At 78.2% G+C, this 13,773-nt stretch carries 10 protein-coding genes; 6 read left to right on the top strand and 4 right to left on the bottom strand.

Going from position 1 to position 13,773, the window contains the following annotated elements; all coding sequences use genetic code 11:
* The first annotated feature begins 8 nt into the window (after positions 1-8).
* Both V9U69_RS11250 and V9U69_RS11245 read left to right on the top strand, forming a co-directional pair.
* Positions 9-3,449 carry an ATP-dependent helicase gene (locus V9U69_RS11250; RefSeq protein ID WP_337061905.1) on the top strand — a complete coding sequence of 1,147 codons (3,441 nt, stop codon included), beginning with the start codon at positions 9-11 and terminating at the stop codon, positions 3,447-3,449.
* Positions 3,446-6,838, top strand: coding sequence for an ATP-dependent helicase (locus tag V9U69_RS11245; RefSeq protein ID WP_337061904.1), 3,393 nt, complete (start codon positions 3,446-3,448; stop codon positions 6,836-6,838). The genes V9U69_RS11250 and V9U69_RS11245 overlap by 4 nt, the downstream gene beginning before the upstream one ends.
* Before the next feature lie 25 nt (positions 6,839-6,863).
* Here V9U69_RS11245 and V9U69_RS11240 read toward each other — a convergent pair whose 3' ends face one another.
* Both V9U69_RS11240 and V9U69_RS11235 read right to left on the bottom strand, forming a co-directional pair.
* On the bottom strand, positions 6,864-7,649 hold the full coding sequence (locus V9U69_RS11240) for an endonuclease/exonuclease/phosphatase family protein (protein WP_337061903.1): 786 nt from the start codon (positions 7,647-7,649) through the stop codon (positions 6,864-6,866).
* Between the two features lie 40 nt (positions 7,650-7,689).
* Positions 7,690-8,607, bottom strand: coding sequence for a phosphotransferase (locus V9U69_RS11235; protein WP_337061902.1), 918 nt, complete (start codon positions 8,605-8,607; stop codon positions 7,690-7,692).
* 41 nt (positions 8,608-8,648) lie between these two features.
* On the opposite strand from V9U69_RS11235, the gene nudC reads away from it, so the two are divergent.
* Entirely contained in the window at positions 8,649-9,668 is a 1,020-nt protein-coding gene (nudC, locus tag V9U69_RS11230) for an NAD(+) diphosphatase (RefSeq protein ID WP_337061901.1), read from the top strand.
* A gap of 22 nt (positions 9,669-9,690) precedes the next feature.
* Here the strand turns inward: nudC and V9U69_RS11225 are convergent, their stop codons facing one another.
* Together V9U69_RS11225 and V9U69_RS11220 are read right to left on the bottom strand one after the other, a co-directional pair.
* Positions 9,691-10,320 carry a hypothetical protein gene (locus tag V9U69_RS11225; protein WP_337061900.1) on the bottom strand — a complete coding sequence of 210 codons (630 nt, stop codon included), beginning with the start codon at positions 10,318-10,320 and terminating at the stop codon, positions 9,691-9,693.
* 2 nt (positions 10,321-10,322) lie between these two features.
* Positions 10,323-10,547, bottom strand: coding sequence for a mycoredoxin (locus V9U69_RS11220; protein ID WP_432506483.1), 225 nt, complete (start codon positions 10,545-10,547; stop codon positions 10,323-10,325).
* Positions 10,548-10,729: 182 nt separating this feature from the next.
* On the opposite strand from V9U69_RS11220, the gene V9U69_RS11215 reads away from it, so the two are divergent.
* From V9U69_RS11215 to V9U69_RS11205, 3 genes are all read left to right on the top strand, one after another.
* Positions 10,730-12,838, top strand: coding sequence for an ATP-dependent DNA helicase UvrD2 (locus V9U69_RS11215; RefSeq protein ID WP_337061898.1), 2,109 nt, complete (start codon positions 10,730-10,732; stop codon positions 12,836-12,838).
* 165 nt (positions 12,839-13,003) lie between these two features.
* Complete coding sequence (locus V9U69_RS11210) at positions 13,004-13,273, top strand: hypothetical protein (RefSeq protein WP_337061897.1); 270 nt, start codon at positions 13,004-13,006, stop codon at positions 13,271-13,273.
* A 114-nt stretch (positions 13,274-13,387) separates the two neighbouring features.
* Positions 13,388-13,768, top strand: coding sequence for a WhiB family transcriptional regulator (locus V9U69_RS11205; protein ID WP_337061896.1), 381 nt, complete (start codon positions 13,388-13,390; stop codon positions 13,766-13,768).
* Positions 13,769-13,773 lie beyond the last annotated feature (5 nt).

Raw genomic sequence — 13,773 nt, 5'->3', positions numbered from 1 at the left:
GTGGTGGCATGTCGGACGTGCTGACGGAGGGTGCGGGCGTCTCGCCCGGCGGGTGGGGCGGGTCCGGTGGGCAGGGGGCCGGCGGGCAGGGCGCGCGGCGTCCCGCGGTGGTGCCGCTGCTGCGGCGCGAGCCGCGCGAGGGCCTGCTGCACCCCGAGCTCGACGCCACGCAGCGCGCCGTCGTCGGCACCCGGGCCGGCAGCGGCCCGGTGGTGCTGCGCGGCGCGCCCGGCACGGGCCGCAGCACCACGCTGCGCGCCCTCGTCGCCGCCCGCGTCGAGCGCGACGGCGTGGCTCCCGACCGGGTGCTGGTGCTGGCGCCCAGCCGCCGGGAGGCCGGTGCCCTGCGCGACGAGCTGTCCCTGGCGCTGCGGCGCACGCTGGGCCAGCCGGCGGCCCGCACGCCGCAGTCGTACGCGTTCGGGCTGCTGCGCGCGGTGCACGTGCTGCGCGGGGATCCGCCGCCGCGCCTGATCTCCGGCGCCGAGCAGGACTCCATCCTCGCCGAGCTGCTCCAGGGGCACCTCGAGGCCACCGCCACCGGAGGCGACGAGGTGGCCGAGACGTTCGAGCACGCCCTGCTGGCCGCCGGCCGCGGTGCGGTGCGGGCCCCCGACTGGCCCTCGGACGTGCCGCGCGAGGCGTGGGGGCTGCGCAGCTTCCGCAACGAGCTGCGCGACCTGCTGATGCGCGCCGTCGAGCGCGGCCTGGGCCCGCGGGACCTCGCCGACCTCGGCGCCCGGCACGGGCGCCCGGAGTGGGTGGCGGCGGCCTCCGTGCTCGACGAGTACGTGGGCGTGACCACCTTCGACCCCGCCCGCGCCAACGCCTACGACCCCGCGGGGGTGGTGGACGAGGCCGTCGCGCAGCTGCTGAGCTCGCCCGCGTCGCTGGCGGCCGAGCGCGACCGGTGGCAGCTGGTCGCCGTCGACGACGCCCACGAGCTGTCCGAGGCGGGCCTGCGCCTGGTCGAGGCCGTCGCCGGCGGCGGCCGCGACCTGCTGCTGGTCACCGACCCCGACTCCGTCACGCAGGGCTTCCGCGGCGCCGACGCCCGCTCGGCCTCGTCCCTGGCGGACCGCTTCCGCGCCGCCGACGGCGGCCCGGCGCCCACCGTCGTGCTCGGCACCGTGCACCGGCAGCAGCCGGTGGTGCGCGCGGTGACCTCCGCCGTCGCCGCGCGCGTCGGCGCCCTGGGCCGCGCCCCCCAGCGGGCGGCGACGGCGGGCCGCGAGCCCGGCGCCGGGCCCGTGCCCGGCGGGGTGGAGGTGGCAGTGCTGGGCTCGCCCACCCAGGAGGCGGCCTGGATCGCCCAGCGGCTGCGCCGCCGGCACCTGCTGGAGCGGGTGCCGTGGTCGGCGATGGCCGTGGTCGTGCGCTCGGCCGGGCACACCGCGACCCTGCGCCGCGGCCTGGTGGCCGCCGGGGTGCCGCTGGCGGTGCCGCAGGCGGAGGTGCCGGTGCGCGACGAGCCGGCCGTGCGCCCCCTGCTGACGGCGCTGGAGGCGGTGCTGCGCCCGGCGACGTTCACCGCCGAGGTGGCTCGCGAGCTCGTCACCTCCCCCCTGGGCGGGGCCGACGTGGTGGCGCTGCGCCGGCTGCGGCAGTGCCTGCGCCGCGCCGAGCTCGCCGCCGGCGGCGGCCGCAGCAGCGACGCCGTGCTCGCCTCGGCGCTCGCCGGGGTGCTCGCCGGCGCGGTCGGCGCCGACGACCCCGCCGCGGCCGACGTGGCGCTGCTGGCCGGCGACGACGACGCCCTGCGCCCGGCCGAGCGGCTGGCCGCCGTGCTCCAGGCCGGTCGCGCCGCAGCCCTGGAGGAGGACGCCGACGCCGAGCGCGTGCTGTGGGCGCTGTGGGAGGCGTCCGGCCTGGGCCCGCGCTGGCAGCGCACCGCGCTGGCCCGCGGGGCGTCCTCGCGCTCCGACGCCGCCCGCGCCGACCGCGACCTGGACGCCGTCCTCGCCCTGTTCGAGGCCGCCGGCCGCTTCGTCGACCGCTTCCCCGGTGCCGGCGGCGCCGGGCGCTTCCTCGACCAGATGCGCTCCGCGGAGGTCCCGGAGGACACCCTGGCCGATCGCGCCCCCGACACCGGCGCCGTCACGCTGACCACCCCGCAGGGGGCGGTGGGCCGCGAGTGGGACCTCGTCGTCGTCGCCGGCGTGCAGGAGGGCGTGTGGCCGGACCTGCGCCTGCGCGGGTCCGTGCTGGGCGCGCAGGCGCTCGTGGACGTCGTCGAGGGCCGCGACGCCGACGGGCCGGGGGCGCGGCGCGCCGTGCTGGAGGACGAGCTGCGCCTGTTCCACGTCGCCGTCTCCCGCGCCCGCGACGAGCTGGTCGTCACCGCGGTGCGCGCCGAGGACGAGCGCCCCTCGGCGTTCGTGGACCTCGTCGAGGCCGCCGCCCGCCCCCTCGACGGCGCGGGGGGCGCGCAGGAGGAGCTGGACGAGGAGGGCGAGCGCCCGCTGGCGCAGGTGCCGCGGCCGGTGTCGCTGCCGGCGCTGGTCGCGCGGCTGCGGCAGGTCGTGTGCGCCCCCCGGGGTGCCGAGCCGCCCGCCCGCCGGGAGGCCGCCGCCGCCCACCTGGCGCAGCTGGCCGCCGCCGGCGTGCCCGGTGCCGACCCGGCCGACTGGTACGGCGCGGAGGAGCTGACCGACGACGGCGCGCTGCGCGAGGACGGCGAGGAGGTGCCCGTCTCGCCCTCGCGCGTGGAGTCGTTCGAGCGCTGCGGCCTGCGCTGGCTGCTGGACAGCTCCGGCGCCCGCCCCGGCGACACGGGCGTGCAGTCGCTGGGCACCCTCGTGCACCGCATCGCCGCCGAGGCTCCGGACGCCGACGCCGCCGAGCTGCAGCACCGCCTGGCGGTGCTGTGGCCGACGCTGGGGCTGCCCGACGGCTGGGTCACCTCCCGGCTGCGCGCCCGGGCCGACGAGATGCTGCTCAAGCTCGCCGAGTACCACCGCCTCGCGCGGGCCGAGGGGCGCGTCCTCGTCGCCGTCGAGCAGGACGTCGACGTGGCGGTGGGCCGGGCGCGGGTGCGTGGCCGCGTGGACCGCCTGGAGGTCGACGCCGACGGCCGCGCGGTCGTGGTCGACCTGAAGACGGGCCGCACCCCGCCGTCGGGGGCGGAGCTGGCCCGCCACCCGCAGCTGGGCGTCTACCAGCTGGTCGCCGACGAGGGCGCCTTCGCCCCGCACGCCGCCGGCAGCGGCGGGGCGGTGCTCGTGCAGCTGGGCAGCAGCCACAAGAAGGTCGCGGTGCAGCGTCAGGAGGCGCTGGGCGCCGACGAGGACCCGCGCTGGGCGGCCGACCTCGTGGCCCGCGCCGCCGAGGGGATGGCCGCACCGGTGTTCGAGGCGGTCGTCGGGCCGCACTGCTCGTCGTGCCCGGTGCGCAGCAGCTGCCCCGCCCAGGACGCCGGTCGCAGCGTGTGCGAGGAGGACGGACGGTGACGAGCACCACCGCGGCACCCGGCGCGGCGAGCGCCCCCGCACCCCGGCTGAGCGCCGAGGAGATCGCCGAGCGGCTGGGCCGCCCGCGGCCCACGCCCGAGCAGGTCGCCGTCATCGAGGCCCCCGTCGAGCCGCTGCTCGTGGTGGCCGGCGCCGGCTCCGGCAAGACCGAGACGATGTCCTCGCGGGTGGTGTGGCTGGTCGCCAACGGCCTCGTCGCGCCCGAGCAGGTGCTGGGACTGACCTTCACCCGCAAGGCCGCCGGGGAGCTCTCCGAGCGGGTCCGCAAGCGCCTGCGGGCGCTGCGGGCGCGGGGCCTGGGTGGCCCGGCCGCCGGCGACGGCCTCGGCGACGGCGAGCCGGTGATCTCCACCTACCACGCCTACGCCGCCTCGCTGGTGACCGACCACGGCCTGCGCCTGGGCGTCGAACCGCAGTCCACGGTGCTGTCCGAGGCGGGCGCCTGGCAGCTGGCCGCGGAGGTCGTGGAGACCTGGCGCGGCGACCTGCCCGGCGTGGAGGTGGCGCCGTCCACCGTCGTCGAGGCGCTGGTCGCGCTGTCCGGGGAGTGCGCCGAGCACCTGGTGGACCCGGGCGCCCTGGAGCGCTTCGTCGAGGAGTTCGAGGTGCGCGTGCGCGCGCTGCCCAAGGACGACAAGGCGGTCGCGAAGCTGGGCGCCCACGTGCCGGGGGAGCCGTACGCCGAGGTGAGGAAGGTCCTCGCGGTGCAGCGGGCCCGGCGCTCGCTGGTGCCGCTGCTGCGCGAGCACGCCCGCCGCAAGCGCGACGCCGAGCAGCTCGACTTCGGCGACCAGGTGCTGCTGGCCGCCCGCCTGGCCCGCGAGGTGCCGGCCGTGGCGGCCACCGAGCGCGCCGCGCACCGCGTGGTGCTGCTCGACGAGTACCAGGACACCAGCTACGCCCAGCTGGCGCTGCTGCGGGCGTTGTACGGCGACGCCCACCCGGTGACGGCCGTGGGGGACCCGCACCAGTCGATCTACGGCTGGCGCGGCGCCAGCGCCGGCAACCTCGCCAGCTTCCCGGCGCACTTCCGCCGCGCCGACGGCACCCCGGCGCGGGTGGCGCCGCTGGCGACGAGCTGGCGCAACGACCGGGCGGTGCTCGCCGCCGCGAACGTCGTGGCGGCACCGCTGTCGGCCGGGACCGGGCCGGGCGCGTCCGTCGTGCGGTTGCGCCCGCGCCCGGGGGCCGGCACGGGCCGGGTGCGCACCGCGTTCGCGGCCACCGTCGAGGAGGAGGCCGCCGAGGTGGCCGCGCGGCTGGCGGAGGTGTGGCGCGCCGACTCCGAGCGCCTCGCCGCCGAGCGGAGGGTGCCGGGGGCCTCACCGCGCCCACGGCGCACCGCCGCGGTGCTGTGCCGCAAGCGCAGCCAGTTCACCGTGCTGCAGCGGGCGCTGCGCGAGGCCGGCCTGCCGGTGCAGGTCGTCGGCCTGGGCGGGCTGCTGTCCACGCCGGAGGTCGTCGACGTCGTCGCGACCCTGCACGTGCTGCACGACCCCGGCCGGGGGGACCACCTCGCCCGGCTGCTGACGGGTGCCCGCTGGCGGCTGGGACCGCGCGACCTCGCGGCCCTGGGGGAGTGGGCCCGGCACCTGCAGCGGGTGCGCAGCGGCCGCGCCGGCGAGGACGAGCCCACCCCGGCAGGGGCCGGGGAGGGCGGTGACCAGGCGGTGGTGCTGCCCGACGAGGTGGAGGACGCCAGCCTCGTCGAGGCCCTCGACGAGCTGCCGCCGCCGTCGTGGCGCGGGTCCGGCGGGCGGGGGCTGTCCCCGCGCGCGCACGCCCGGCTGAGCCGGCTGGCGGCGGTGCTGCGCCACCTGCGCGCCCGCACCCACGTGCCCGTGCCGGAGCTGGTGGGCGAGGTGGAGCGCGCCCTGCTGCTGGACGTGGAGGTCGCCGCCCGTCCCGGCAGCTCCCCGGCCTCCGAGCGGGCGAACCTCGACGCGCTCGCCGACGCGGCCTCGTCGTTCTCCGTGAGCGCGCAGCGCCCCGGCCTGGGCGGGTTCCTGTCCTGGCTGGACGCCGCGGAGGCCCGCGAGCGGGGCCTGGAGCCGGGTGCGGTGGACGTCTCCTCCGACGCGGTGCAGCTGCTCACCGTGCACGCCAGCAAGGGCCTGGAGTGGGACGTGGTGGCGGTGCCCGGCCTGGTGGAGGGTGTCTTCCCCGCCGGTGGGGAGACCTCCTCCGGCTGGCTGAGCGGGCTGGGCGTGCTGCCGTACCCGCTGCGCGGCGACCACGCGCACCTGCCGGTCCTCGACCTGGACGGCGTGGGCACGCAGAAGGAGCTGAACGCCGAGCGCGAGCGCTTCCGCGAGGCCTGCGGGCAGCACGAGATGGACGAGGAGCGGCGCCTGGCGTACGTGGCGTTCACCCGCGCCAAGGAGGAGCTGCTGCTCAGCGGTGCGCACTGGGACGACGCGACCAAGCCGCGGCAGCCGTCCAGGTTCCTGCTCGAGGTGCTCCAGGAGCCGGACCTGCCGGGTCTGGTGAGCCTGCCGCCGTCGCCTCCGCCGGCCGAGGGCGAGGAGAACCCCCGCACCGCGACGCCGCAGCGGGTGGTGTGGCCCGTGGACCCGCTGGCGGCGCGCCGCGCCGACGTCGACGCGGGAGCGCGGGCGGTGCGCGAGGCCGCCGGGCGCCCGGCCGCCCCCGTGCCCGCCCCCGACGAGGAGGCGGCGAGCTGGGCGCAGCAGGCCGAGCTGCTGCTGTCCGAGCGCGCCGCCGCGGGCACCGCCGGCGGTGTGCTCCTGCCGGTGCACCTGTCGGCCTCCCGGCTCGTGGCGCTGGCGCAGGACCGCGACGCCCTGGCGCTGCAGCTGCGCCGCCCCGTGCCGCAGCCGCCGCGCCCGGCCACCCGCCGCGGCACCGCCTTCCACGCCTGGCTGGAGCAGCGCTTCACCGCCGGCTCCCTGCTGGACCTGGAGGACCTGCCGGGGGCCGCCGACGAGGACGCCGCCGACGACCGCGAGCTCCAGGCCCTGCAGCGCAACTACCTGGCCAGCGAGTGGGCCGGGCGGGACCCGGTGGCGGTGGAGGTCTCCGTGGAGACGCCGGTGGCCGGCATCGCCGTGCGCGGGCGCATCGACGCCGTCTTCCGCACCACCGGCCCCGACGGGCGCGAGCGCTGGGACGTCGTGGACTGGAAGACGGGCCGCCCCCCGGTGGGTCCGGCGGCGCGCGCCCGGGACGTGCAGCTGGCGGTGTACCGGCTGGCGTGGTCGCGCTGGCGCGGTGTGCCGCTGGAGGACGTCAGCGCGGCGTTCTTCCACGCCTCCACCGGCGAGACGGTGCGGCCGGTGGACCTGCTGGGCGCCGAGGACCTGGAACGGCTGGTGACCTCGGTGCCGGCGACGGACCGGGAGGTGTGAGACCGCCCCCGGCCACCGGCGCGCCTCACAGGCGCAGGTCCACCACGACGCCCCGGTGGTCGCTGCCGCCGACGCGTTCCACCCGCCCCGCCGCGCCCACCGCCGCGGGCAGCCCGTCGGCCAGGGCGTGGTCCAGCTGCACGCGGGGTGCGGGGGAGGGGAACGTCGCCCCCGCCGCGAGCGGCCGCCAGGGCAGCGCGCGGCCCACCACGCCGGGCGGCAGGTTCAGGTCCCCCAGCAGCACCAGCGGTCTCGGCAGGTCCGCCGCCCACCGGCGCAGCTCGCGCAGCTGCGCCACCGCGCGCAGCGGCGAGAACGACAGGTGGGTGCCCAGCACGCTCACCGGCCGGGACCCGGCCGCCCCCGGCGCGCGGGCGTCGACGACGGCGGCGACGACGGCGCGCGGCTCGTCGGGCACGAGGCGCAGCCGCCGGCCCGCGCCGGGCGGCAGCACCAGCGGCAGCCGCGCGGCGCTGCCCGCCAGCCGCAGCTCCCGCCACTCCAGCACCGGCAGCCGCGACAGCAGCGCCACCCCGTACGACGGCTCACCGGGCACGGTGGCTTCGGCGGGGCGGAAGGTGTCGGGTGAGCCGGGCGTGCCGTGCACGGTCGCGGCGAAGCGGGCCCCGCCGCGCACGACGCCGCAGGCGCGCGCCAGCAGCGCCGTCTGGTCCACCCCGCCGCTGCGCGGCAGCAGGTGGTCGACCTCCTGCACGGCCACGACGTCGGCGGCCAGCGCGGCCACCGCGGCCGCGAGCCGGTCGGTGTCCACGCGCCCGGTGGCCAGGTCGCGCCCGGAGGCGGCGTTCACCGACGCGAGCCGCACGGCCCGCGCCGGGCTCCCGGCCAGCTCAGCCCCCCAGCGGCACGGCGTCGGCGTGCGCGTCGAGGTCGTCGAGCATCCGCCGGGCGTCCTCGACGACCTCCTCGTCCTCGGTGCGCAGCCCCAGCAGCAGCCAGCGGGCCAGGGCCAGCTCCCCGGCCAGGCGCGCGCGCAGCAGCAGGTCGGGGTCCAGGGGGTCGTGGCGGGCGTGGGCGTACGCCTCCAGCACCGACTCCAGGGCGTCCGGGTCGGCACCCACGGCCAGCCAGGCGAAGTCGTCGGCGGGGTCGGCCACCTTGGCGTCCACCCAGCCGGTGATGCCGGTCAGCTCGGCGCCGTCGGTGCGCACGTGCTCACCGACGAGGTCGCCGTGCACGGGGGTCGCGGCGAAGCGCCAGCGGGCCACGTCCTCCATGAGGAACTCCCAGCGCGTCAGCAGCCGGGGCGGGACGTGGCCGGTGGCGGCGGCCCGGTCCAGCTCCGACAGCCGCCGGCGGCGGTACTCCTCCGCGTCGTACACGGGCACGCCGGCGTCGGCGAAGACGGCGACGTCGATCTGGTGCAGCGCCGCCAGCCCGGTGCCGATCGAGCGGGCCAGCCCGGGGCCGGGGCGCAGCTCCTCCGGGTGCACGGGGCTGCCGGGCAGCTCGGGGGAGACGACGCACCGCCCGCCCTCGGGGAGCACGACGGTGCCGGCGGCGCGCGGCACCGCGAAGGGCAGCGGCTCGTGCAGGCCGGACAGCAGCTCCAGCTCCGCGTCCAGCGCGGCCGCGGCCGCCGGGCGGCGCGGCGCGCGCACCGTGAAGCGGCGCTGGGCGGCGTCCACCACGGCGGCCACGTCGAAGTCGGCGCCGTCGCTGTCCGCCGGCCCGGCGGCCACGACCTCGAGACCGGGCACGGCGGCGGTGGCGAGGGCGGCGAGGACCTGCGGCGAGCGGTGGGGCACGGGGCAACGGTAGAGCGCGGTGCGCTCCGTAGGGTGGAGCGGTGACGAACCACGCCGTCGACGCCACCTCGACCGAGTCCGGCGGGTCCCGCGGGGTGGCGCTGCCGGCGCCGCCGCTGCGCGACCTGGCCCTCTCGCGCCAGCACCTGGACCGCGCCGGCGCGCGCCGGTCCGACCCCGCGCTGCTGGAGCGGGCGTGGTCCGCGCCGGGCACGCGGGTGCTGCGGGTGCACGCCGGCCGCGCCCCGGTGGTGCGCACGGCGCGCGGGCTGGAGCTGGTGCTGCGCGCGCCCGGCGAGGTGCCGGCGCCGGGGCCCGAGGACCTGGTGCTGTACCTGGGCACCGACGGGGAGGCGGAGTTCGTGGCGGTGGTCTCCGCCGAGGCGGAGCCGGAGGTCGCCGACGGCTCGGCGGGCGACGAGGAGTGGCGGGGCCTGCGGGAGGTCGGTGACGTCCTCGGCGACCGGGACGCCGGCCTGCTCACCGAGGCCGTCGCGATGGGCAACTGGCACGCCGTGACGCGCTTCTCGCCGCGCACCGGCGAACCGCTGGCACCGGCGTCGGCGGGCTGGGTGAAGACCGAGCCGGGCGGCAAGGAGCACTTCCCGCGCACCGACGCCGCCGTGATCGTGGCGGTGGTCGACCCGGACGACCGGCTGCTGCTGGGCCACCAGCCGGTGTGGCCGGCGAACCGCTACTCGGTGCTGGCGGGGTTCGTCGAGCCGGGGGAGTGCTTCGAGGACACCGTGCGCCGGGAGGTGCTGGAGGAGGCCGGGATCGTCGTCGGCGCGGACCCGGAGGACGTGCGCTACCTGGGCAGCCAGCCGTGGCCGTTCCCGGCCTCGCTCATGGTGGGGTTCGTCGCCCGCGCGGTCACCACGGACATCCGGGTCGACGGCGAGGAGATCGCCCTGGCGCGCTGGTTCTCCCGCGACGAGCTCGCGCAGGAGGTGCGCGCGGGCCGGGTGCTGCCGCCGCCGGCGGTCTCGATCGCCCACCGCCTCATCGAGGCGTGGTTCGGCGGCCCGCTGCCGGTGCCCGGCGACGGCGCCTGGACCTGACGGCGCCCGGGCCCGGGGTGGTTCAGCCGCGCACGAGCTCGGCGGGGTGGCGGGGGTCCTCGCAGCGCAGCACCGCGTCGGCCCGCTCCACGGGTCCGGACTCCGCCAGGTAGCGGTGCCAGCCGCCGAGGACCCGGTCGGCGTCGGCGGCGTCCACCCGCCGGCGCACCGCGGCGTCGGAGGTGCTCAGGTGCACCACCGCGTCGAAGCCCCACCGCAGGTCGTCGCGCAGCAGGAAGGGGCCGGCCAGGACGAGCACCGCGTCGTCGGGCACGGCCCGGCGCGGCGCCCGGGAGGCGCGGTCGGTGGCCGGGTCGTACAGCGAGGGCACCCACCAGCGCCCGCTGCGCGCACCGAGGGGCCCCAGGACCTCGCGGTGCAGCCCGGCGACGTCCAGCCAGGCGTCGTGGAAGGCGTCCGGGTCGTCGCGACCGTGCTCCAGGCGCAGCGAGCGCGGCCGCCAGAACCCGCTCCAGGCGGCCACCAGCACCGGGCGGGCGCGCTGCTCCAGCGCGTCGGCGAGGGCTCGCGCGTACCAGGCGGTGTCGGCGTCCACGGCGCCGTCGACGCCGACGCGCGCCCCGGCGGGCAGCGACGCGGCCCACCGCCCCGCGAACTCCGCGGGACCGGTGGGCCGGTGGGTGGTGCTCACGCTCAGGCGCCCAGGCGCGCCTTCACCTCGGCGAGGGAGGGGTTGGTGGCGGCGGAGCCGTCGGGGAACAGCAGGGTCGGCACGGTCTGGTTGCCGCCGTTGACCTGCATGACGAACTCGGCCGCGTCCGGGACCTCCTCGATGTTGACCTCCGAGTAGCTGACGCCCTCGCGGTCCATCTGGGACTTCAGGCGGCGGCAGTACCCGCACCACGTGGTGGTGAACATGGTCACGCTGCCCGCGGCCGGCGCCTCGATCGTCGACACTGCGCTCCTCCTCCGTGCACGGGTGCTTCCCGCTCCGCGGGCTGCAACCCCGTGTCCACCGGCTCTCTTCCCGCCCGGCCGTCCACAACGCGCGGCGGCGCCTGCACCGGGCTGTCCGCCGCGCTTGAGAGGATGTCCCCGCCATGACGACCGCGCCCGACCTCCGCCCCGCCGCCCCGTCCGCCGACTCCGTGCTCGAGGGTCTCGACCCCGAGCAGCGCCAGGTCGCGACGACCCTCGACGGTCCCGTGTGCGTGCTCGCCGGTGCCGGCACCGGCAAGACGCGGGCCATCACGCACCGCATCGCCTACGGGGTGCACTCCGGGGCCTACGTGCCCAACCGGGTGCTGGCGGTCACCTTCACGGCGCGCGCGGCGGGGGAGATGCGCACCCGCCTGCGGGACCTGGGGGTGGCCGGCGTGCAGGCGCGCACCTTCCACGCCGCGGCGCTGCGCCAGCTGCAGTTCTTCTGGCCGCAGTCCATCGGCGGCAGCCTGCCCAACCTCGTCGAGCACAAGGCGCCGCTGGTGGCGGACGCCTGCAACCGGCTGCGCCTGCAGGCCGACCGCGCCCGCGTGCGCGACCTCGCCGCCGAGGTGGAGTGGACGAAGGTCATGCTCGTGGACCCCGACGACTACGTCGCGGCCGCCGCGCGCGCCGGCCGGGGTGAGCCCGGCGGCCTGGACCTGCCCACGGTGGCGCGCCTGGTGCGCACCTACGAGGAGGTCAAGACCGACCGCGCGGTCATCGACTTCGAGGACGTGCTGCTGCTGACGGCGGGCATCCTCGACGAGCGCCCGGACGTGGCGGCCACGGTGCGCCAGCAGTACCGGCACTTCGTCGTCGACGAGTACCAGGACGTCTCCCCGCTGCAGCAGCGCCTGCTGGACCTCTGGCTCGGCGAGCGCGAGGACCTCTGCGTCGTCGGCGACGCCAGCCAGACGATCTACTCCTTCGCCGGCGCCACCCCCGACCACCTGCTGGACTTCCCGCGCCGCCACCCCCGCGCCACCGTGGTGAAGCTGGTGCGCGACTACCGCTCCACCCCCGAGGTCGTGGGCCTGGCCAACTCGGTGCTGTCGACGGCCACCGGCCGGCACGCCCGCGCCCGCCTGGAGCTCATCGCGCAGCGACCCTCCGGCCCGCCGCCCACCTTCACCGCCTACGACGACGACGTCGCCGAGGCCGCCGGGGTCGCCGCCCGCATCGCCGCGGAGGTGCGCGCCGGGCGCAGCGCGAAGGACGTCGCCGTGCTCTTCCGCACCAACGGGCAGTCGCAGGCGCTGGAGTCGGCGCTGGCGGACGCGGGCGTGGGCTACGTGGTGCGCGGCGGGGAGCGCTTCTTCTCCCGCAAGGAGGTCCGCGACGCGGTGGTGCTGCTGCGCGGCGCCACGCGGGCGGCCCTGCCCGGGCACGACCTGGGCGCCGAGGTGCGCGCGGTGCTGACGTCGGCGGGCTGGTCCGAGCGCGCCCCCAGCGCGGCGGGGTCGGTGCGCGAGCGGTGGGAGTCGCTGCAGGCCCTGGTGGTGCTGGCGGACGAGCTGGCCGCGACCCGCCCGGGCGCGCAGCTGGCCGACCTGGTCGAGGAGCTGTCCGAGCGCGCCTCGGCGCAGCACGCCCCCGCGGTGGACGGGGTGACGCTGGCCTCCTTCCACGCCGCCAAGGGCCTGGAGTGGGACGTCGTGCACCTCGTCGGCGTCAGCGAGGGCCTGCTGCCGATCTCCTTCGCCGAGACCCCCGACGAGGTGGAGGAGGAGCGCCGGCTGCTGTACGTGGGCGTCACCCGCGCCCGCGAGGCGGTGCACATCTCGTGGGCGAACGCCCGCACCCCGGGCGGGCGGGCGAGCCGCAAGCCCTCGCGGTTCCTGGACAACCTGCGGCCCGAGGGTGCCGCGGGTGCGCCCGCGCGCGGGCGCCCGGCGTCCTCCCGCTCGGCGAAGCGCTCCGGGCCGGTGCTGTGCCGGGTGTGCGGCGCGTCGCTGACGGCCGCGGTGGAGCGCAAGCTGGGCCGCTGCGCGGACTGCCCCTCCAGCTACGACGAGGCGGTGTACGAACGGCTGCGCGAGTGGCGGGCGAGCACCAGCCGGGCGGCGTCGGTGCCGGCGTACGTGGTGTTCACCGACGCCACGCTCACCGCCATCGCCGAGGCGATGCCGGCCGACACCGGTGCGCTGGCGCGCATCCCGGGGGTGGGCCCGGCGAAGCTGGACAAGTACGGCGAGGACGTCCTGGAGGTCCTGACCGCCGGTTGAGGTGTCAGAGCTGTTGCAGCGCAACAGCTCCACCGTTCCGGTGAGACGTCTTCCGCTCTCGGCGGAAAAAGGCGTTGTGGCGCCCCTGCGCGTGCCCCTAGAGTCGAATCACGACAGCGCGTGAAGCGCATCACACCGCGGACAGCGGGGAGGAGGGCAGCACCGATGGACAGCACCACGATCGCGAACGACGCCACGCGCACCGCGTTCGGCGCGATGCCCGCTGCCCCGCGTCGTTCCGCCGCCACCTGGCAGCGCAGCCACGCCTCCACCCCGGTCACGGCCAAGGGTGGAGTGCGCCTGGATGCCCCCGCCGCCCGCCTGCGCGGCGCCGTGGAGGCCTACCTCCTGCGCGGCGAGGGGTCCTTCGCGCCCATCGCCACCCGTTCCACCGTCCCGTCCTCGGGGACCCCGACCACGAGTCCACCGGTCTAGCCACAGACCGGCGCTCTCCAGGCCGCGGATCCCGACACCTCGGGTCCGCGGCCTTTCTGCGTCTGCGGGCTCTCCCTCCCGGCAGTACCACCGCCTCGCAGAGAAGCCAGAGAGATGACCGTGCGCACCACCCCGGACCAGCACCACCAGCACCAGGACCGCACCGCGCCGTGCCGCGGCGCGCGGCACCACCAGCAGCCCGTGACGACCCCCGCCCCGCAGAAGGAGGTGAGCGGCGTGCAGCGCCGCTACGCGACCGACCCCCTGCCCTGCCGCCGCTACGACTCCGAGCTCTGGTTCGCCGAGTCGCCGGCCGACGTCGAGCTGGCCAAGTCGCTGTGCACCGGCTGCCCGCTGCAGTCCGCCTGCCTCGCCGGGGCGCTCGAGCGGGCCGAGCCGTGGGGCGTGTGGGGCGGTCAGCTCGTCCTCGCCGGCGCGGTGGTGCCCCGCAAGCGTCCGCGCGGCCGTCCCCGCAAGCACCCCGTCGCCGCGTGAACGCA

Origin of the sequence: Kineococcus sp. G2 (assembly GCF_037154035.1) — a bacterium.
Lineage (GTDB): Bacteria > Actinomycetota > Actinomycetes > Actinomycetales > Kineococcaceae > Kineococcus.
This window is presented reverse-complemented; position numbering and strand designations above follow the sequence as displayed.

What these genes read in the sequence shown, in the direction of transcription:
- V9U69_RS11250 (WP_337061905.1), top strand. Translation starts at nt 9, where the DNA reads ATGTCGGACGTGCTGACGGAGGGTGCGGGCGTCTCGCCCGGCGGGTGG.
- V9U69_RS11220 (WP_432506483.1), bottom strand. Translation starts at nt 10,547, where the DNA reads ATGTTCACCACCACGTGGTGCGGGTACTGCCGCCGCCTGAAGTCCCAG.
- V9U69_RS11215 (WP_337061898.1), top strand. Translation starts at nt 10,730, where the DNA reads ATGACGACCGCGCCCGACCTCCGCCCCGCCGCCCCGTCCGCCGACTCC.
- V9U69_RS11210 (WP_337061897.1), top strand. Translation starts at nt 13,004, where the DNA reads ATGGACAGCACCACGATCGCGAACGACGCCACGCGCACCGCGTTCGGC.
- V9U69_RS11205 (WP_337061896.1), top strand. Translation starts at nt 13,388, where the DNA reads ATGACCGTGCGCACCACCCCGGACCAGCACCACCAGCACCAGGACCGC.